Origin of the sequence: Cryobacterium suzukii (assembly GCF_004403185.1) — a bacterium.
Taxonomy (GTDB): domain Bacteria; phylum Actinomycetota; class Actinomycetes; order Actinomycetales; family Microbacteriaceae; genus Cryobacterium; species Cryobacterium suzukii.
The window spans coordinates 390740-410689 of the sequence record NZ_SOHJ01000002.1 but is presented as its reverse complement, the minus strand read 5'-3'; the positions used below and the strand labels follow the sequence as shown (position 1 = coordinate 410689).

17 protein-coding genes are annotated in these 19950 nt (G+C 64.2%); 8 read left to right on the top strand and 9 right to left on the bottom strand.

Going from position 1 to position 19950, the window contains the following annotated elements; genetic code table 11:
- The first annotated feature begins 156 nt into the window (after positions 1 to 156).
- Positions 157 to 1338: a MarP family serine protease gene (locus E3T39_RS02625; RefSeq protein WP_134513178.1), complete on the top strand. Its 1182-nt coding sequence runs from the start codon at positions 157 to 159 to the stop codon at positions 1336 to 1338.
- Positions 1339 to 1372: 34 nt separating this feature from the next.
- On the opposite strand, the gene E3T39_RS02620 is transcribed toward E3T39_RS02625, so the two are convergent.
- Positions 1373 to 2593 (bottom strand): ammonium transporter, encoded by a 1221-nt coding sequence (locus E3T39_RS02620; protein ID WP_134513177.1) that lies wholly within the window; start codon positions 2591 to 2593, stop codon positions 1373 to 1375.
- Positions 2594 to 2750: 157 nt separating this feature from the next.
- A complete protein-coding gene (zapE, locus tag E3T39_RS02615) occupies positions 2751 to 3803 on the bottom strand; it encodes a cell division protein ZapE (RefSeq protein ID WP_134513176.1) in 1053 nt (350 codons plus the stop codon).
- Between the two features lie 139 nt (positions 3804 to 3942).
- On the opposite strand from zapE, the gene E3T39_RS02610 reads away from it, so the two are divergent.
- Both E3T39_RS02610 and E3T39_RS02605 read left to right on the top strand, forming a co-directional pair.
- Positions 3943 to 4848: a sulfurtransferase gene (locus E3T39_RS02610; RefSeq protein ID WP_134513175.1), complete on the top strand. Its 906-nt coding sequence runs from the start codon at positions 3943 to 3945 to the stop codon at positions 4846 to 4848.
- Complete coding sequence (locus E3T39_RS02605) at positions 4845 to 5279, top strand: SufE family protein (protein ID WP_134513174.1); 435 nt, start codon at positions 4845 to 4847, stop codon at positions 5277 to 5279. Before E3T39_RS02610 ends, E3T39_RS02605 begins: the two co-directional genes overlap by 4 nt.
- On the opposite strand, the gene E3T39_RS02600 is transcribed toward E3T39_RS02605, so the two are convergent.
- Positions 5276 to 6511, bottom strand: a complete 1236-nt coding sequence (locus E3T39_RS02600) for an alpha/beta hydrolase family protein (RefSeq protein WP_134513173.1) — start codon at positions 6509 to 6511, stop codon at positions 5276 to 5278. The two genes, E3T39_RS02605 and E3T39_RS02600, sit on opposite strands and share 4 nt — an antisense overlap.
- 34 nt (positions 6512 to 6545) lie before the next feature.
- Between E3T39_RS02600 and E3T39_RS02595 the strand changes: the two genes are divergently transcribed.
- From E3T39_RS02595 to E3T39_RS02580, 4 genes are all read left to right on the top strand, one after another.
- On the top strand, positions 6546 to 7136 hold the full coding sequence (locus E3T39_RS02595) for a DUF3000 domain-containing protein (RefSeq protein ID WP_134513172.1): 591 nt from the start codon (positions 6546 to 6548) through the stop codon (positions 7134 to 7136).
- On the top strand, positions 7129 to 8331 hold the full coding sequence (locus tag E3T39_RS02590; protein ID WP_241979464.1) for an HRDC domain-containing protein: 1203 nt from the start codon (positions 7129 to 7131) through the stop codon (positions 8329 to 8331). The genes E3T39_RS02595 and E3T39_RS02590 overlap by 8 nt, the downstream gene beginning before the upstream one ends.
- A gap of 97 nt (positions 8332 to 8428) precedes the next feature.
- Entirely contained in the window at positions 8429 to 9634 is a 1206-nt protein-coding gene (locus tag E3T39_RS02585) for a thiolase family protein (RefSeq protein WP_134513171.1), read from the top strand.
- The gene (locus tag E3T39_RS02580; RefSeq protein WP_134513170.1) at positions 9631 to 11799 is read left to right on the top strand and encodes a 3-hydroxyacyl-CoA dehydrogenase NAD-binding domain-containing protein; all 2169 of its coding nucleotides are present in this window, start codon (positions 9631 to 9633) and stop codon (positions 11797 to 11799) included. Before E3T39_RS02585 ends, E3T39_RS02580 begins: the two co-directional genes overlap by 4 nt.
- A gap of 160 nt (positions 11800 to 11959) precedes the next feature.
- Here E3T39_RS02580 and dxs read toward each other — a convergent pair whose 3' ends face one another.
- The 5 genes from dxs to dut all read right to left on the bottom strand — a co-directional run bounded on the left by dxs (position 11960) and on the right by dut (position 19040).
- Positions 11960 to 13909 carry a 1-deoxy-D-xylulose-5-phosphate synthase gene (gene dxs, locus E3T39_RS02575; protein ID WP_134513169.1) on the bottom strand — a complete coding sequence of 650 codons (1950 nt, stop codon included), beginning with the start codon at positions 13907 to 13909 and terminating at the stop codon, positions 11960 to 11962.
- A 128-nt stretch (positions 13910 to 14037) separates the two neighbouring features.
- Positions 14038 to 16884, bottom strand: coding sequence for an aconitate hydratase (locus E3T39_RS02570; protein WP_134513168.1), 2847 nt, complete (start codon positions 16882 to 16884; stop codon positions 14038 to 14040).
- Positions 16885 to 17093: 209 nt separating this feature from the next.
- Positions 17094 to 17897 (bottom strand): DUF3159 domain-containing protein, encoded by an 804-nt coding sequence (locus E3T39_RS02565; protein WP_134513167.1) that lies wholly within the window; start codon positions 17895 to 17897, stop codon positions 17094 to 17096.
- 7 nt (positions 17898 to 17904) lie between these two features.
- Positions 17905 to 18495 carry a DUF3710 domain-containing protein gene (locus tag E3T39_RS02560; RefSeq protein ID WP_134513290.1) on the bottom strand — a complete coding sequence of 197 codons (591 nt, stop codon included), beginning with the start codon at positions 18493 to 18495 and terminating at the stop codon, positions 17905 to 17907.
- 35 nt (positions 18496 to 18530) lie between these two features.
- Complete coding sequence (gene dut / locus E3T39_RS02555) at positions 18531 to 19040, bottom strand: dUTP diphosphatase (RefSeq protein WP_134513166.1); 510 nt, start codon at positions 19038 to 19040, stop codon at positions 18531 to 18533.
- A gap of 38 nt (positions 19041 to 19078) precedes the next feature.
- Between dut and E3T39_RS02550 the strand changes: the two genes are divergently transcribed.
- Complete coding sequence (locus E3T39_RS02550) at positions 19079 to 19531, top strand: DUF3093 domain-containing protein (RefSeq protein WP_134513165.1); 453 nt, start codon at positions 19079 to 19081, stop codon at positions 19529 to 19531.
- A 4-nt stretch (positions 19532 to 19535) separates the two neighbouring features.
- Here the strand turns inward: E3T39_RS02550 and E3T39_RS02545 are convergent, their stop codons facing one another.
- Positions 19536 to 19829, bottom strand: a complete 294-nt coding sequence (locus E3T39_RS02545; RefSeq protein ID WP_092112645.1) for a DUF4193 domain-containing protein — start codon at positions 19827 to 19829, stop codon at positions 19536 to 19538.
- Between the last annotated feature and the right edge of the window lie 121 nt (positions 19830 to 19950).

The following is a 19950-nucleotide window of genomic DNA, read 5'->3' as shown; positions in this document are numbered from 1 at the left end:
CTCACGGTACTCGCTGAGCAGACCCTGCGCCTGTTGATCGCCCGGGAATGCAGATGGAGAGGCGGTTCCGCTCAGCAATCGCGGAGGCGGCCTGTGTAAACATAAAGAAGACGAAATCATCGCGCTACGCCACACGAACTACAGACGAGGAGACGGATGCCGGGCTCGACCGTTCTCGACCTCTTTCTGATCCTTATCCTGTTTGTTGCCCTCGTAAATGGTTACCGCAGCGGATTGCTGCGCAGCCTCACCGGCATCGTCGGAGCAGTGCTTGGCGGGATCGCAGCCTTCTTCGTAGTGCCCCTCGTGGGCGCCTGGGTGCCGGCGGCCGAATGGCGCACTCCGGCTACGATCGCTGTGGCGATTCTGCTCGTACTCATCGGCCATTCGCTCGGTGTGTCGGTGGGTGGAATGGTCGGGAGCCAGAAACGGCGTTCCCCGCTCGGCACCCTTAACCGCCTGTTGGGATCAGCGTTTGCCGCCATCGCCTCGGCCCTCGTTGCGTCCATGGTTGCATTCAGCATCGGCGCCCTGGGCATCCCGTTCCTATCCCCCGCCATCGCCTCTTCTACCGTCGTCTCGGGAATTGACTCGCTCACGCCCGACCCGGTCAAGGCGCTCATGGCCGAGCTGCGTTCCGTGGCAGTGCAGCAGGGCCTTCCCCGCATCGTCGACGCATTCACCGGACCGACACCGGATGCCGCCGAAGCCGACACGAGCAGCCCGGCACTAGCCGTGGCGGCGCAGTCGGTCGTGCGCATCACCGGAACGGCCTACGCCTGCGGGCAGAGCCAGTCCGGCAGCGGCTTCGTCGTATCCGACGGCCGTGTCATCACGAACGCGCACGTCGTCGCCGGAGTCGGCCAGCCCGTCGTGGAAACGCCGGCGGGCGAAACGATGGCCGGCGAAATCGTGTACTTTGACCCGATCGACGACCTTGCCATCATTTCGGTGCCCGGCCTCGGTGCTGTACCGCTGACCGTCGGCGCAAATCTCCCAGCGGGCAGCGGCGCGGCCGCCGACGGGTATCCATTCGGAGGGCCGTATGTTTCCGACCCGGCGCAGGTCATCTCGATCGGCACCATCAGCGTCGCCGACATTTACGGTCAGGACCCGACGCCTCGCCAGGTGTATACCGTGGCGTCTGACGTGCAGCAGGGCGAATCGGGCGGACCGCTCCTGAGCGAATCCGGCCTGGTGGTCGGCGTTATCTTTGCGAAGGCGTCCAACACCGAGAACGTCGGCTATGCCCTCGCACTCGAAGAGGTGCAGCCGGTTATCAGCCAGGCGCCCGGCCTGAGCTCCCCGGTATCATCCGGAACCTGCGTTCGCGGCTGAGTCCCCAGACAGGCCAGACCTACCAAGTCAGAAGCTAGACACGCTCAAGGGCGTAGCCCTCTTCGCCGTGCACGCTCGTGTCGATTCCGGCCAGTTCGTCTTCATTCTTGATGCGAAAGCCGAGGGTCTTCTCGATCCCACGGCCGAGCAGGTACGCAACGATGAAGGAATAGACCAGAACTGAAAAGCCTGCAATGGCCTGCACGGCGAGCTGACCGAGGCCGCCGCCGGTGAAGAGTCCGGTGTCGATGGCGAAGAAGCCGAGGTAAAGCGTGCCGATGATGCCACCGACCAGGTGGATTCCGACGACGTCGAGCGAGTCGTCAAAGCCGAGCTTGAACTTGAGTTCAACGGCGAGGGCGCACACGGCACCGGAGAGCCCGCCGAGCAGGAGCGCCCAGCCCGGTTCCAAATTGGCGCAGGCCGGCGTGATGGCGACGAGCCCGGCAACAGCGCCGGATGCGGCACCGACCGAGGTGGCTTTGCCGTCCTTGAACTTTTCGACGAGCATCCAGGCCAGGATGGCCGCTGCCGTGGCGCCGAGGGTATTAATCACAATGATGCCGACGTTGGCAAGGCCATTGAGCCATTCAGCGCCGGCGTTGAAACCAAACCAGCCGAACCAGAGAATCGAGGCGCCAATGAGCACGAGCGGTACGTTGTGCGGTTTGGTGATGCCCTTCTGGAACCCAACACGCTTGCCGAGGACCAGGGCGAGGGCAAGAGCTGCAGCACCGGCATTGATATGCACCGCGGTACCACCGGCATAGTCGATGACGCCGGGGAGACCCAACGTTTCACCGAGCGTCATGATCCAGCCGCCACCCCAGACCCAGGCTGCGACCGGAAAGTAGACGAGGGTCGCCCAGATACCCGCGAAGACCATCCAGGATCCGAACTTCGCTCGGTCGGCAACGGCCCCGCTGATGAGAGCGACGGTGATGATGGCGAAAGTGGCACCGTAGGTGGCACCGAGCAGATCGACGCTGCCCGTCTCTCCCGAGGCGAGATTGCCGAGACCGAAATCGGAGAACGGATTGCCGGCGAATTCGGTGGGACCGTTCACGGCACTCATGTTGTAGCCGTACAGAATCCACAGGACGCTGATGAGGCCCAGTGCGCCAAAGCTCATCATCATCATGCTGATGACACTCTTGGCCTTGACCAGTCCGCCATAGAAGAAGGCGACACCTGGGGTCATGAACAACACGAGCGCGGTGGCGGTCAGCCCCCATGCAATGCTTCCGGTTTCCATTGAATTGTCCTCACGCGTCTCAAATGTGCAGGGCGTAGCGCGAGGCGAGTCACCTCGGATACGAGTCAAGTATCTGAGGTGACTGTTACAACAAACGTTCCGACGTGTTTCGTGACGGTTACGAGCGCTGGCGAATTGTTAACGCCAGATTTCGGGGTCAGTCGGTGTGCGGCGGCAACTCTCCCGTGGTGAGGGCAACCATGCGCGACTGTGACCGTTGGTACTTCTTGCGATACCCGCCAGCCATCATCTCGTCGTCGAACACCTCATTCAGCGGACGCCCACTGGCGACAATCGGAATCTCAGCGTCGTAGACGCGATCAATGAACGCGACCAGACGCAGGGCGTCGGACTGGTCGGTCAGCAGGAAAACGCCGCGGAGCGCAATGACATCCACGTCGCGAATGACCTTGACGTATTTCGACGGATGCACCGTGCCGAGGTGACGGATCAGGGTACCGAAGTCATCCTCGGTGATTTTGGAACCACGCTCCAGCAACGTGTTGACCAGGTGCTCACGCGCGTCCGGCTCAACCGCGACGGCCTGACCGGTGACATTGCGGCGACGGTAGTCGAGGCCGTCGATGCGCAGGGTCTCGAAGTTGGCGCTCATGGCCGAGATCTCGCGCAGAAAGTCCTGCGCGGCGAACCGGCCCTCGCCGAGCGAGTTGGGCGGGGTGTTCGATGTGGCGGCGACGCGGGTGCCGGTAGCGACGAGTTCGCCGAGCAACCGGGTCATCACCATGGTGTCGCCCGGATCGTCGAGCTCGAACTCGTCAATGCAGATGAGCTTCGCGCTGCGCAGCTCCTTGATGGTCTCCTGATAGCCGAGGGCGCCCACGAGGGCGGTGTATTCGATGAAGGTGCCGAAATACTTCGGGCCGGTCGCGGCATGCCAGAGCGCTGCGAGCAGGTGCGTCTTGCCGACACCGAACCCACCGTCGAGGTAAATGCCGGGCAGGTCGTCTTTGGCCTGTCGGCGGCGGGAGAAGAACCCGGCCGGCCGGGGGTTAACGAATTCCTGCAGTTTTTCGACGGCTTCGACCTGGGAGGGGTAGTCATGATCGGGCCGGTAGTTCTCGAACGAGGCGTGTTCGAACTGGGGAGGCGGCACCAGTTCTGCCACAATTTCCCGGCCCGTGATGCTCGGGGTACGGTCGGCCAACTGGGGAACTGCGTGGTTTGCCTTCTGATGGGCCTCTGGTGCCATGCTGAAATGCCCGTTCTCGTGGGTAGAGCTGCGAATGCGTCGACTGCCGGCACCGCGTAGATTTGTGGGGTGGGCACAGATAAGCCTAATCCGCGGTCAACCCGAATCCGTATGCATCCGCTGCCCACGTGGAGGTTACATGTCTGCCCCGATCGACCCGACCGAAAAGTTCGCCGCCTACGCCCACCCATCCAAGTTGGTTTCCACCGAATGGCTGGCGGAACATCGCACCGACGCGGGACTGGTCGTGGTCGAATCCGACGAAGACGTCTTGCTCTACGAAGTGGGACACATCCCCGGCTCGGTAAAAATCGACTGGCACACCGACCTCAACGACAAGGTCAATCGCGACTACATCGAGGGCGCAGCCTTCGCCGCCCTCATGAGCAGCAAGGGCATCTCCCGCGACAGCACGGTCGTCATCTACGGCGACAAGAGCAATTGGTGGGCCGCATACGCCCTGTGGGTTTTCACCCTGTTCGGCCACGACGATGTTCGCCTGCTGGACGGCGGACGCACGAAGTGGCTCGCCGAAGAGCGCGAACTGACAACGGACGTCTCCCCCGTCACTCCCACGGACTACCCGGAGACCCCGCGCAACGACGCCCCCATTCGCGCCTTCAAGAACGACGTTCTCGCCCACTTCGGCAACCCACTCATCGATGTACGCTCCGACGAAGAATACAGCGGGGCCCGCACGACGATGCCCGCCTACCCTGAGGAGGGCGCCCTCCGCGGCGGCCACATTCCTTCCGCCGCGTCGGTGCCGTGGGCGCGGGCCGCAGCCACCGACTCCACGTTCAAGACGCGCACCGAACTGGACGAGATCTATCGCGGCGACGCTGGCCTGGCCGACGGCGACGACGTGATCGCGTACTGCCGCATCGGCGAGCGGTCCAGTCACACCTGGTTCGTGCTGACCCACCTGCTCGGCTTCGACAACGTGCGCAACTACGACGGGTCCTGGACCGAATGGGGCAACGCCGTCGCCGTGCCCATTGCGGTCGGTACCGAACCCGGTACCGCGCCGGCACCGCGCCGATGAACGCCCTTCCCTCCCAGCTGGCGGAAATTCAGGAAGATTTTCTTGCCCTCGAGCAGAAAGACCGTCTGCTTCTGCTGCTCGAGTTCGCCAACGACCTGCCGGAACTTCCGCAAAAGTTTCAGGACCACCCGGACCTGCTCGAGCGCGTCGTCGAATGCCAATCGCCGGTCTTCATCTTCGTCGACCTGGATGCCGATGGCGCGTTCCACTTGCACGCGACGGCCCCGCGCGAGTCGCCGACCACGCGCGGGTTTGCCTCGATCCTCGCCCAGGGGCTCGACGGGCTGACCGCCCAGCAGGTACTCGCCGTGCCCGATGACTATCCCCAGTCCATCGGATTGAGCGAAGCCGTCTCACCGCTGCGCCTGCGCGGTATGAGCGCCATGCTCGGCCGGGCCAAACGTCAGCTCCGGGATCGACTCGCCGCCTAGGGTGCGGGCAACTGGGCCAGCCAGGCCGCGATCTCGACGTTCCACCGCTCAGGGTCATAGTTCCAGAGTTTCGTGTGCCTGGCTTCGGTAAAAGCGACGAACGTCACTATGTCGGGCCGTCGGTCGGCGAGGCGACGCGACCCGGTGGGGGGCACAAAACCATCGTCATCGCTGTGCAGCAGTAGAACGGGCCGGTGCACGTCGCGGGCCCGTTCCACAAAGTCGAGCCTGGCAAAATCAATGGGCACGTCTTGCCCGGTGATGCGCCGAGCCCAGCGCGCCCCCAGCACAACGACGGCGCCGCGGGCGATCAGCCTCGGCAACCGACGATCCGTGGCCTGCGCGGCAACGACATCTCGCCAGTCGATGACCGGCGATTCCAGCACGACGCCGACGATCAGGTCCGCGCGTCGACCGCGGGTCAGTGTCTGCAAGACCACGGCACCGCCCATCGACCAGCCCATGAGTACGATGCTCGTCGCCCCGTGTGCGGCGGCGTAGGCGACGGCGGCGTCAACGTCAGGCCATTCGGTGTCGCCGAGGCCGTAGCGCCGGTCAGTGCTGGCAGGGGCATCGCCGTCGTTTCGGTAAGAGACGAGCAACGAGGTGTACCCGGCCGCACGAAACACCGGCACGGCCCGTAAAGCCTCCTCGCGGCGCACGGCCCGGCCGTGTACCTGGATCACCCACCCTGTCGAACGGAGTGCGGCATCCGCTGGAACGAGCCAGGCGGGGGCCGGCCCCACGGGCGTGCTAATGGTGACCTCAGCCCAGGCGAAACCAAGATCGGCCGGGTTGGTGTAAAGCCAACCGCTGAATCGACCGCGGCGGGCAGCGGCGAGATCGCCGTAGTCCACGCTGAGGATGCGCCGGGTGACGGTCGCAGCCGAGCGCGCGGTGATCTCACCGACCCTGGCGTGCCCGGTGCCCGCGCTGAAGAAGAAGCTGTAGTCACCCGGAAGGACAGAATCGCGATGGCGTTGCAGTGTGATCGTGCCGCCAGGCAAGTCGACCGCGACAACCCGGGTGTCATCGGACCGGACTGCTGGCGGTGTGACTATGGTCTTCGCCATGACCCCCGCAAGCACACCGGCTGCACCGACGATGGCCGCGGCGGAGCCGGCGATAACGATGCCGGTGACGCCGAGAATCGCGCGCAGAGCTTGATCATGACGCCCGTTTGGGGGTTGTGGGTCGTGCACGTGCACCTCCGACTGATCGGCGTGCCTCACGGACAACACCCAGAAAAAACTCTAGTCTGCAGACGTGCCCGAAACAGATCAATCGCTTCCCGCGGAGTTTGCCGCGGCGTTGACCGCGATTCGTCGCGCGACGAGCCGGGCCGAATTAGTCGTCACCGAAATTGCCGCTCCCGCCCAACTCGCCCCGTATTCGATCGCCTTGGCCGCCAATATCCGGCCCGTTAGGCACGGAAGCGACTCCGAGCTGGGAACTGGCCGATTCATCCTGCTGTACGACCCGGAGGAGCCGGAAGGTTGGAATGGCGCCTTCCGCGTCGTCTGTTTCGCGCAGGCTCCGCTCGAGGTCGAGATCGGGCTCGACCCGTTTTTGGCCGAGGTCACCTGGGCGTGGCTCGTCGATGCCCTCGACTCCCGCAAGGCCAGGTACACCGCGGCCTCCGGAACGGCGACTAAAATAATCTCATCAGGCTTTGGCGCACTCGCCAAACAGGGAGATGGTGCGCAGATTGAGCTGCGTGCGTCGTGGACACCCCTGGATCACAATCTCACCGCCCACGTCGAGGGGTGGGGCGAGCTGCTGTGCATGCTCGCCGGACTCCCTCCCGCTGGGGAAGGAGTCAGCATGTTGTCAGCACGCCGAGCAGCCCGTGGCTGAATCGCACCACCAGGTCATTGACACTCGCGAGGCCTACCTCGCAGCGACGGCCGCTCTGGCCGCCGGTAACGGGCCGGTCGGGGTCGACGCGGAACGGGCATCCGGTTTCACCTACTCGCAACGCGCGTACCTCATCCAAATCTATCGCCGCGGCGCCGGCACGTTCCTGTTCGACCCGCCGCCGATCGGGGACTTCAGCGAGTTGAATGATTCCCTCGCTGACGCCGAGTGGATTCTGCACGCTGCGAGCCAGGACCTCGCCTGCCTGCGCGAGGTCGGACTCGACCCGGCGCGCATCTTCGACACCGAGCTTGCCGCCCGGCTGCTCGGCATACCGCGGGTCGGCCTCGGCACCGTGGTGGAAGAGCTTCTGGGAATCCACCTCGCCAAGGAGCATTCTGCCGCGAATTGGTCGACCCGGCCGCTGCCCGAATCGTGGCTGGTGTACGCCGCCCTCGACGTTGAGCTACTGCCCGACCTGCGCGACCGCATGGTCGACCTGCTCGTCGAGTCCGACAAGACCGACATCGCCGACCAGGAATTCGCCGCGACCCTGGCCAAAGAGGCCAAGGCTGCGCGCATTGATCCGTGGCGGCGACTGTCGGGCATCCACTCCCTGCACGGGCAACGCAATCTGGCCGTTGCCCGCGAACTGTGGCTTGCCCGCGATGAATTTGCCCGCGAAGTCGATGTCTCCCCCGGGCGCCTCGTTCCCGACGCTTCCTTGCTCGCCGCCGCCCGAGTGCTGCCGGCAACGAGGCAGGCTCTGTCCGATCTGCGCGAGTTCAACGGTCGTGCCAGTCGCAATGAACTCGACCGCTGGTGGGCCGCCATTGAGCGCGGCCGCGCCACCGCTGACCTGCCAGCGCTCAAGGCGAGCAATGACACCCTGCCGCCGCCACGGGCATGGGCCGACCGTAATCCGGAGGCCGACGTGCGCTACAAAGCGGCGCGCGCTGTGCTGCAGACCGTCACGGAAGAACTTGAGATTCCCCTCGAGAATCTGCTCACCCCGGACTACCTGCGTCGTGTGTCGTGGTCGCCGCCTGTACCGGCCGACGCGGCATCCGTTGGACAAGCCCTAGCTCTTTTAGGAGCGCGGCGCTGGCAAGTTGACGTGACTGCACAATTAATAGCGGATGCTTTTGTAGAAGTTCCACAAACAGCCGATCCCATCTCGGATCTCGAGTCGTAGAAACCTGCAAACGATTCGAGGTGCCCATTTGAGTCACCCTAGGATCGGTTCAGAGCTAACAGGCCGCTTCGGATCTGTTTGACGTACGGGAGGCATTGTGGCCGAGAGAGCAGAAGTCGTTTTTGTGGATGGAGTTCGAACCCCGTTCGGACGCGCCGGCGAGAAGGGCATGTACTGGAACACCCGAGCCGACGACCTCGTGGTCAAGGCGATTATCGGGCTGATGGAACGAAACCCTGGTGTACCGGCCGACCGCATCGATGACGTCGCTATCGCAGCCACGACCCAGACCGGCGACCAGGGTTTGACCCTGGGGCGTACGGCCGCCCTGTTGGCCGGTCTGCCGAAATCGGTTCCTGGTTTCGCGATTGACCGCATGTGCGCCGGGGCGATGACTGCCGTGACCATGATGGGAGCGTCAATCGGTTTCGGCGCTTACGACCTCGCCATCGCCGGCGGCGTCGAGCACATGGGGCGCCACCCGATGGGGTTTGGGGCAGACCCGAACCCGCGGTTTCTTTCCGAGCGGCTGGTCAGTGAAGACGCCCTCAACATGGGTGCGACCGCGGAACGAATTCACGATAGGTTCCCCGAGTACACCAAGGACCGCTCCGATCGGTTCGCGCTGCGCAGCCAGCAGAAGGTCGCCGCCGCCTACGAGGCCGGAAACATTCAGCCCGACCTGATTTCCGTTGCCACGCGCAGCGAATCCGGCTGGGGCCTCGCGACCCGTGACGAAGCACCACGCCCCGACACCACGCTCGAGGGCCTCGCGACTCTCCGCACGCCGTTCCGTTCGCATGGCCGCGTCACGGCGGGCAACGCCTCCGGTCTGAACGACGGCGCATCCGCTTGCCTGCTGGCCAGCGGCGCCACGGCCAAGGAACTCGGCCTCGGTGTGAAGATGACCATGACGAGCTTCGCCTTCGCCGGCGTGGAACCGGAGGTCATGGGCCTCGGGCCGGTGCCCTCCACCGAGAAAGCCCTGCGCAAGGCCGGCCTGTCGATCACCGACATCGGTTTGTTCGAGCTCAACGAAGCGTTTGCCGTGCAGGTCATCTCCTTTCTCGACCACTTCGGCATCGACGACGAAGATCCCCGCGTCAACGAGTACGGCGGGGCGATCGCGCTGGGGCATCCGCTCGCCTCGTCGGGCGTTCGACTGATGAACCAGCTCGCCCACCAGTTCGAATCACACCCCGAGGTGCGCTACGGTCTCACCGCGATGTGCATCGGCCTCGGCCAGGGTGGCACCGTGATTTGGGAAAACCCGCACTTCAACAAGAAGGCAGCCAAGCGATGACGACCACCGATTACAATTCCCTCGACTTCAGCTCGCTCGTCGCGATCTCCGGCGACGAGGTCGTCACGCACTCCTTCGTGCGCGACGTGCCGCTCTCCGGCGGCCGCACGCTCGCACTGGTCACCCTCGATAACGGGCGTGACCACACCCGGCCGAACACGCTTGGCCCGGTCACCCTGATCGAATTCGCGGCGACGATGGAGCAGCTGAAAGGTCGCGCCGGGCGAGGCGAGATTCACGGTGTGGCCGTCACCGGCAAGCCGTTCATTCTTGCCGCCGGCGCCGACCTCAGCAAGGTCGCCGAGATTCCTTCGCTCGAGACCGGCAAGCTCCTCAGCCAGCTCGGCCACCACGCTCTCGGCAAGCTCGACACGCTCGGCGTGCCCTCGTTCGTGTTCATCAACGGGCTCGCGCTCGGCGGCGGACTCGAGATTGGCCTCAACGCGAGCTACCGCACGGTAGACGCGGCCGTACCCGCGATCGCGCTTCCCGAGGTCTTTCTCGGTCTGATCCCCGGCTGGGGCGGCGCGTACCTGCTGCCCAACCTGATCGGCATCGAGAATGCCTTGAAGGTCGTCATCGAGAACCCACTCAAGAACAACCGCACCCTCAGTGGAGCGGATGCCCTCGCGCTCGGTATCGCGGACGTCATGTTCACGTCGGCACGGTTCCTTGAAGACTCCATCAACTGGGCCGACGGCGTCATCGCCGGCACAACAAAGGTGTCCCGACCGAACGCGCCCGGCAAGATCGAGCGCCTCGTCAAGTGGGACGTGGCCGTCGGCATCGCCCGCAAGATGCTCGTCAACCGCATTGGCGAGGTCGCCCGATCTCCGTATGTGGCACTCGACCTGCTGCAGGCGGCCAAGAGCGGCAGTCGCGCCGAAGGTTTTCAGCGCGAGGATGAGGCCCTGGCCGGCCTCATCGCCGGCGATCAGCTTCAGGCGAGCATCTACGCCTTCAATCTCGTTCAGAAACGTGCCAAGCGGCCGGCCGGAGCGCCGGACAAGAAACTGGCCCGGCCGATAACCAAGGTCGGTGTGATCGGCGCCGGCCTCATGGCGAGCCAGTTCGCGCTGCTGTTCGTGCGCCGCCTCAAGGTGCCCGTCGTCATCACCGACCTCGACCAGGCCCGCGTCGATAAGGGTGTGGCGTACATTCACGACGAGATCGCCGCGCTCCAGACCAAGAGCCGCATCTCCCCCGACGAGGCAAACCGCCTGCGTGCGCTCGTTACTGGTACGACCGACAAATCATTGTTCTCCGACGCCGACTGGGTGATCGAGGCCGTCTTCGAAGAACTAGGCGTCAAGCAGTCGGTCTTCGCCGAGATTGAAGCGTTCATCTCGCCCGATGCGATTCTGGCCACCAACACCTCTTCGCTGTCAGTCGAACAGATCGGGTCGAAGCTCAAGCACCCGGAGCGTCTGGTCGGGTTCCACTTCTTCAACCCGGTGGCTGTCATGCCGCTCATCGAAGTGGTCAACACGCCGCAGACCAACGAAGTGACACTCGCCACGGCGATGGTCATCGCCGGCAAGCTGCGAAAGAACGCCGTCATCACCAGGGACGCCCCCGGATTCGTGGTCAACCGCGTGCTCGCCAAGCTGCTCGGTGAAGCCATGCACGCCGTTGATACCGGCACTTCGTTCGAGGTGGTGGAAGCCGCTGTAGCGCCGTTTGGATTACCGATGACCCCGTTCGAGTTGCTCGAGCTCGTCGGTCTTACCGTGGGCGCTCACGTGCTTGACACCCACCATGCCGCTTTCCCCGACCGGTTCTTCGAGAGCGACAACCTGCACAAGCTGGCCGAGCACGGCAAAATTCTCGAACGCGACGGCAAGGGACGCCGCACGGGCTTCGACAAGGGCGCACTGAAGATCGTCGCCGGCGGCACCACACCGATGACGGCCGAGGAGATTCTGCAGCGGGTTGAAGACGGCCTGGTCGACGAGATCAAGCGAATGCTGGATGACAACGTCGTGCACGCGGCCGAGGACATCGACCTGTGCATGATTCTCGGTGCCGGCTGGCCGTTCCAGATGGGCGGGATCACCCCGTACCTGGATCGGGTCGGCGCGAGCGAGCGAGCATTCGGCGGCACGTTCCACACGCCGGCGATCCGTGGAATCGGTGCCTCCGTGCCTGCGGTCACCCGCGGCTAACCGGGGCTGCGGGGCGGTCTGGCGACTGGGCCCACCTTGTGAACGCGGGCCCAGTTTATAAGCTGGGCCCGCGGACGGGGCCCGGGCCCCGTCCGCATTCAGGACAAGACTGTTCGGGACGCGGCAGTACGAACAAGGCAGGACGGGGCTGCGGAGGGGACTAGTCCCGGCGGGTTACCTGGATGGCGCCGGTGTCGGTGTGATCGGCGGGCAGCGGCCTGGCGTTGGGAATCTTGCTGCCGAGCACCATCGCGACCACGTCGCGGGCGATCACCTGCGGAGTGAGTCCGACCCGCTCGAGAATCTGGGCACGGCTGCCATGATCGAGGAACTGGTCGGGCAAGCCAAGTTCGGTCACCGCCGTGTCGACGCCCGCCTCCCGCAGGTCCTGACGGATCCGCGTGCCGATTCCACCCACTCGAATGCCGTCTTCGATCGTGACGACGATACGATGTGCGGCCGCGAGGCTGATAATGCTCCGCGGCACGGGCACGACCCAGCGTGGGTCGACAACGGTTGCACCGATGCCCTGGGCGGCAAGGCGGTCAGCTACATCGAGCCCCATCGCCGCCATCGGGCCGACTGTCACGATGAGGACGTCCAGCTGGGTCGCTTCCTGGAGCACGTCAACGCCGTCGTCTAGGCGGCGAATGGCTTCGAACTCGAGCCCGACGGTGCCCTTGGGGTAGCGCAGGACCGTCGGCCCGTCGTCGACGACAACGGCCTCAGCCAGTTCTTCACGCAGCCGAACGGAGTCGCGCGGTGCCGCCAGGCGAATATTGGGAACGACTTGCAGAATAGCGAGGTCCCACATGCCGTGGTGGCTCGGGCCGTCCGGCCCGGTTACCCCGGCGCGGTCGAGAACGAAGGTGACGCCGGCTTTATGCAAGGCAACGTCCATCAGCACCTGGTCGAAGGCGCGGTTGATGAACGTTGCGTAGAGCGCGACGACCGGGTGCAGACCGCCGTAGGCCAGCCCGGCAGCGCTGGTCACCGCGTGCTGTTCGGCGATTCCCACGTCGTGCACACGGGAGGGAAAACGCTCGGCCATCCTGTGTAGGCCGGTCGGACGCAGCATGGCGGCGGTGACGCCCACGATGCGCTCGTTCCCGATCGCTAATTGCAATAGTTCGTCGGCGAAGACCGAGGTCCAGGATGCCGCACCGGGCTCTTCGACGGATTCGCCCGTTTCCGGGTCGATCTGCCCGACCGCATGGAACTGGTCGGCGATGTCCTGCACGGCCGGGTCGTAGCCCTTACCCTTTTGCGTGATGGCGTGCACGATGACCGGTGCGCCGTAGCCCTTAGCCTGGGCGAGGGCCTCCTCCATCGCGTGCACGTCGTGCCCATCGATCGGGCCGATGTACTTGATGTCGAGGTTGGAATACAGGGCTTCGTTGTTTGTGAGCCGGGCGAGGAAGCCGTGCAGGCCACCACGCACACCGCGCCAGACGGCCCGTCCGGGCGTACCCAGGCGATCGAACACGTCTTTGCTGGTGAGGTACGCATCCCGGTAGCTGGCCCGCGTGCGGATGGTGTTGAGGAAACGCGCCATGCCGCCGATGGTCGGTGCGTAGGAGCGCCCGTTGTCGTTGACCACGATGATGAGCTTGCGGGTGTTGTCGTCGCTGATGTTATTGAGCGCTTCCCAGGTCATTCCCCCGGTCAGTGCTCCGTCGCCGACGACGGCGACGACGTGCCGCTCTTTTTGTCCGGTCATTTCAAAGGCACGGGAGATGCCGTCTGCCCAGGACAGCGAGCTGGAGGCGTGGGAACTCTCAACGATGTCGTGCTCGGATTCGGAGCGCTGTGGATAGCCCGCAAGCCCGTCGACCTGGCGGAGCTTGCGAAAGTCCTGGCGCCCGGTGAGCAGCTTGTGCACATAGGACTGGTGACCGGTGTCAAAGACGATGGGGTCGGTCGGTGAGTGAAAGACCCGGTGGATGGCGATGGTCAGCTCGACGACGCCGAGGTTGGGACCCAGGTGTCCACCGGTCTTGGAAATCTCCCGTACGAGAAAGGAACGGATCTCGCTGGCTAGCTGGGGCAGCTGCTCTTTCGAGAGACCATCGAGGTCCCGGGGACCATGAATCGTCTCCAGAAGGGTCATCCGTCACACCTTTCACGTCACTGTTCATCAAGACTGTTCATCAACACCACTCACAAGCAAACCGGCGCGTAGACCCGAATAGATCGAGTCTACGCGCCGGTGTCGTGCTGGTCGCGCGAGGTGCCGGCTTAGACGAGCGAGCGCAGCACGTACTGCAGGATGCCGCCGTTGCGGTAGTACTCGGCTTCGCCCGGGGTATCGATGCGCACGATGGCGTCGAACTCGACCGGCGCCTTGCCCGCTGCCGAGAATTCACTCGGAGCGCAGGTCACGTGCACGGTCTTCGGGGTCGTACCGTTGTTCAACTCGGTGATGCCCGAGACCGAGACGATCTCGGTACCATCGAGGCCAAGCGAATCGGCGCTCTGGCCCACCGGGAACTGCAGCGGCACAACACCCATACCGATGAGGTTCGAGCGGTGAATGCGCTCGAAACTCTCCACGATGACGGCCTTGACGCCGAGAAGGCTCGTGCCCTTGGCTGCCCAGTCGCGGCTGGAACCCGAACCGTACTCCTTGCCACCGAAGATAACCAGGGGGGTTTTGGCGGCCTGGTAGTTCTGGCTGGCATCGTAAATGTCGGCCTTTGGGCCTCCAGCAACGCTGAAGTCGCGGGTGAATCCACCCTCGACGTTGTCGAGGAGCTGGTTGCGCAGGCGAATGTTCGCGAACGTTCCGCGAATCATGACCTCGTGGTTTCCACGACGCGAACCGTAGGAGTTGTAGTCGCCACGGGCGATGCCGTGCTCGGCCAGGTACCGGCCGGCTGGGCCATCCGCCTTGATCGAACCGGCGGGGCTGATGTGGTCGGTGGTGACGGAGTCGCCGAGCTTGGCGAGTACGCGAGCACCCGAGATGTCGACGACCGGGCTGGTTTCCAGCGTCATGCCGTCGAAGTACGGGGGCTTCCGCACGTAGGTGGACTCGGCATCCCAGGCAAAGATATCGCCGATGGGAGTTTCAAGCGACTGCCAACGCTCGTCACCGTCGAAGACCCCGGCGTACTGGGTCTCGAACATGTTCGAGTCGATCGACTCGTCGATGGTCTTCTGCACCTCGTCGGCGTCGGGCCAGATGTCCTTGAGGAACACGTCGTTGCCCTCTTGGTCGGTACCGAGCGAGTCGGTGTCGAAGTTGAAGTTCATCGTTCCGGCCAAAGCGTAGGCAATGACGAGCGGCGGGCTGGCCAGGTAGTTCATCTTCACGTCGGGGTTGATGCGTCCCTCGAAGTTGCGGTTACCGGACAGCACTGCGGTGACGGCGAGGTCGTTCTCCTGCACGGCGGTGGAGATTTCGTCTTCGAGCGGACCGGAATTGCCGATGCAGGTCGTGCAGCCGTAGCCAACGAGATAGAAACCGAGGTCTTCGAGGTAGCCGTTCAGGCCGGCCTTCGCGTAGTACTCGGTGACGACCTTGGAGCCGGGAGCGAGCGTGGTCTTGACCCACGGCTTGCTCTTGAGGCCCTTGAGGCTCGCGTTGCGGGCGAGCAGGCCGGCCGCCAGCATAACGCTCGGGTTGGAGGTGTTGGTGCAGGAGGTGATGGCCGCGATCGCAACGGAACCATTGTCGATCGTGAACTCACGGCCGTCGGCCAGGGTGACGTCGGTCGGCTGCGGGTGCGACTGCGTCGGGTGGCTGGTGTGCCGGGCCAGGCCGCTCTCGAACGCGTGGTTGTGCGCGGTCTCTTCGTCCTGCGGGGTGAGGCCGATCGGGTCCGAGGCCGGGAAAGTGCCCTCTATTGCCGCGTCCACGAGGGATACGGGCGCATTGGCGTAGTTGTCCAGGTCGCGCTCGAACTGGGTCTTGGCCTCGGAGAGGATGATGCGGTCCTGCGGGCGCTTCGGTCCTGCGATCGACGGGACGACCGTGGAGAGGTCTAGTCCGAGGTACTCGCTGAAAACCGGCTCCTGGTCGGGGTTGTGCCAGAGGCCCTGAAGCTTGGAGTAGGCCTCGACCAGCGCGACCTGCTCTTCGCTGCGACCGGTGAGGCGCAGGTAGCCGAGGGTGACGTCGTCGATGGGGAACATGGCGGCCGTCGAGCCGAACTCGGGGCTCATGTTTCCGATGGTGGCGCGGTTGGCGAGTGGTACGGAGGCGACGCCCGACCCGTAGAACTCGACGAACTTACCGACGACACCGTGCGCGCGGAGCATCTGCGTGATGGTGAGCACGACATCCGTTGCGGTGACGCCGGCCGGGATGATGCCGGAGAGCTTGAAGCCGACAACCTTGGGGATGAGCATGGAGACCGACTGGCCAAGCATTGCAGCTTCGGCTTCGATTCCGCCGACGCCCCAGCCGAGCACGCCGAGGCCGTTGACCATGGTGGTGTGCGAGTCGGTGCCGACACAGGTGTCCGGGTAGGCCTGCAAAACGCCGTTGACCTCTCGCGTCATGGTGACACGGGCGAGGTATTCGATGTTGACCTGGTGCACGATGCCGGTTCCCGGCGGAACGACCTTGAAGTCGTCAAACGCGGTCTGGCCCCAGCGGAGGAACTGGTAACGCTCACCGTTGCGCTCGTACTCGATTTCCACGTTGCGCTCGAACGAGTCGGTCGTGCCGAACAGGTCGGCGACGACGGAGTGGTCAATGACCATTTCGGTCGGGGCGAGCGGGTTGATCTTTTTGGCGTCGCCGCCGAGTTCGACGAGGGCTTCGCGCATGGTGGCGAGGTCGACGATGCAGGGAACACCGGTGAAGTCCTGCATCACGACGCGAGCCGGCGTGTACTGGATCTCGGTGTCGGGATCAGCGGTGGGTACCCACGCGCCGAGGGCACGGATGTGCTCGGCGGTGATGTTGGCGCCATCCTCGGTGCGGAGGAGGTTCTCCAACAGCACCTTCAGGCTGTATGGCAGCTTTTCGTAGCCGTCGACCGCGTCCAGACGAAAGACTTCGTAGTCCGTCGATCCGACGCGCAGGGTGTCTTTGGCTCCGAAGCTATTTACCGCGGTATTTGTTGAATCCGACACAATGCCCTCTCCGTTGTGGGAGCCGACGGGAGACCGGCGGCAATCCTCAATTCTTGTGGCAGGCACACCCTCGTGCCAGCAAGGCAAGCCTAACCGGCGGATGCCGGGGACTGCCTCTTTCCATCACGTTGTATCGGCGAATTCTCGCCGGGCAACTATCTTGACGTCGAGATAACTCTAGCAGGGCGCGACGGCGCCCGAGTCTTCATTCAGACCGCGTCAACGGCATCCGCTTTGCGATAGACCGAGCGCACCATGAGCCACGAAACGATCAGGAGCGGCGCGTACAGCGGGATACCCATGAGGAGTTTCATCGAGGCGAGCAATTCGACGTTGTTCGCCAGGTAGAGCGGCAGCTGCACGGCGAGACGCGCAAGAAAGAGACCGGTCCAACACAGGGTGAGGATGGTCAGCACTCGGCGCTTGGTCGCGTCGAGGCGCCAGGCGACACCATCGCCCATGAGAAAACCGACGGCCACGCCGATGAGTGGCCAGCGCACGAGTACGGAGAGCAGCAGGGCCGCGCCGTAACCGGCGTTGGTCCACAGGCCGACCAGAAAGAAGTCGGACGGTTTGCCCGAGAACAGTGCGAGCGCGACGCTGATCGCGGTTCCGACGAGGCCGCCGAGTGCCGGTGTCGTGGTCTGTCTGGTGATCGCCCGCAGGGCGACGAAGATCACGCCGATCACGAGGGGCGCCACGAGCGAGGGCAGCAAGGTGCCGATCGGGTCGCTCGCCACGTTTGTGGAGGGATCGATAGTGAGCGAGTAAGTAATCAGAAAGACCAGGCCCGGCAGTACAGCTTCAATCAGGCCGCGAATGCCGCCCATCGCCGCCAGCAGCGCCTGGCCACCGATCGGCTTTCCCTCGGTTGCCGCGCCAAACCCGGCGCGCCGCGCCGCGCCGGCCATCGACTCAGCAAACAGTCCGGAGGCTGTCGGCGGCAACGCGTCTTTCGGTGCGGCATGTGGTTCGCCGGACTGCTCCGGCTGATCCTTGGGGGTGTCGCTCATGGCCTGTTTAGACTGCGGTGGGCTCGGTCGCGCCAGCGGGGGTGGCCGGCATGCGCAGCGGAATCAGGTCACGCGGCGGCATCGGTGAGGACCCGCGCACGACAACGATGCTACGGAACAGGTCTTCGATCTGCGCGGCAGCCTCCGGGTCGATTGCTCCCTCGCCGGCAATGACTCCCCGCAGGAACCAGCGCGGACCGTCAACACCGATGAAGCGCGCGAGGCGGGTGACACCGCCGGCTTCCTGTCCGGCCGCAACGGGGATCTCGGCGACGAGCTCGGGGCCGAACGGGCCTTCTCGCGGGGTCGTGGTTCCCCCCTGCTTGCCGATCTGGTCGGCGATCTGATCGCGAATTTCATGCCACAGGCCGCTTGAGCGCGGCGCGGCGAACGGCTGTACCTGCAGGGTCGATCCGGCGAAGTCAAGGCCGATGGCCACCACTCGCTTACTGCCCTCTTCAATCTCGAGGCGCAGGTGCAGGCCCTCCCGCGGGAGGATCTTGATACCACCGAGGTCCACATACGGACGCACCGGGTTGGCCTCTGATTCGTCGAGCGGGCCCTCGGTTTCGCGGTCTTCGGGCGCCGACTTCGGCATCGGTTCGGGGATCTCCCCAGGGTTCGTGAGGTCACTCACTGGTTGTCTCCTGACTGCGGGACCGTTCGGCCCGATACTGGTGCGCTGGTGTGAGTGCTGGCCGCCGCGCGCGGCACAACGCCGGTCGAGCCGAAACCGCCCTCACCGCGCTGGCTGCCCGGAAGTTTATCGACGGCAATAAACGTGGCACGAACGATGGGCATCACGATGAGTTGGGCGATGCGATCGCCGACCGCGATCGTGAACGATTCATTCAGATCGGTGTTCAGCAAGGTCACCTTGATTTCGCCGCGGTAGCCGGCATCCACTGTTCCGGGCGAGTTGACGATCGTGATGCCATGTTTGAAAGCCAGACCACTGCGAGGAACAACGAAGGCCGCAAAGCCATCGGGAAGGGCGATCGACACGCCGGTACCGACAAGTGCACGGGTTCCCGGGGCCAGCACGTGTGCCTCGGCAGCATGCAGGTCAGCCCCGGCATCACCGGGGTGTGCATAGTTTGGGAGGATGGATGCCTGGATCAGTACTTCGACGCTTTCTGCCACGTGTCGAGGGTAGTGCAGATATCTGATCGAATAGAGCCATGCCTGAATACCGAGAAAAACTGTGGCCCAACGCGTGGGCCTTCATCGTCACCGCCTTGGTGATACCAGCGAGCATTCTCGTGCTCGTGCCGATTTCCCTGTTTGCGGGTATCGTCACGGCCGCCGTTTTATACGGCGGATGCGTGCTGCTGCTCGTGCTGGCCGCGCCCGTCGTGCGGGTGCAGAACGGCGTTTTGACCGCCGGCCCCGCCACGATCTCTACCGGGCTGCTCGGCGAAGCAACCGCATATGAAAAGTCGGAGGCCACCCAGGAGCGTGGGCCCAGGCTGGATGCCCGAGCCTGGCTGCTCATTCGCGGCTGGATCGATCCGGTCGTGCGCGTGCCCATCGTTGATGTGACCGACCCGGCACCGTACTGGGTCATCTCCAGCCGCCACCCAAAAAAGTTGGCCGCCGCGATCAATGAATCGCGAACGGCCAACGTGGAGTGAAGGTTTAGGAGTCGCACTCCAGGCAGACGGTGCCGAGCTTGGTTTCGTGGCCCATCTGCGAGCGGTGCTTCACGAGGAAGCAATTCACGCAGGTGAACTCGTCGGCCTGCGCGGGCAGGACGACGACATCGAGATCCAGGTCGGACAGGTCGGCGCCCGGAAGGTCGAACCCACCGGGGTTGTCGGAGTCGTCGACATCAACGCTGCCGGACATCTTGTCTGGCACACGTTCCTTGAGAGCCTCGATCGACTCGGAGTCGTCTTCAGTCTTTCGGGGTGCGTCGTAATCGGTTGCCATGCCCATCCATTTCAGTTACGCCGAAAAACGAAATCGGCGGCCACAGTTTCCAACAATCCAGACGGAATAGCAAACCGTCCGCCAACCTTTTTATTCGGACACGAAGAAACAACTTGCGGCA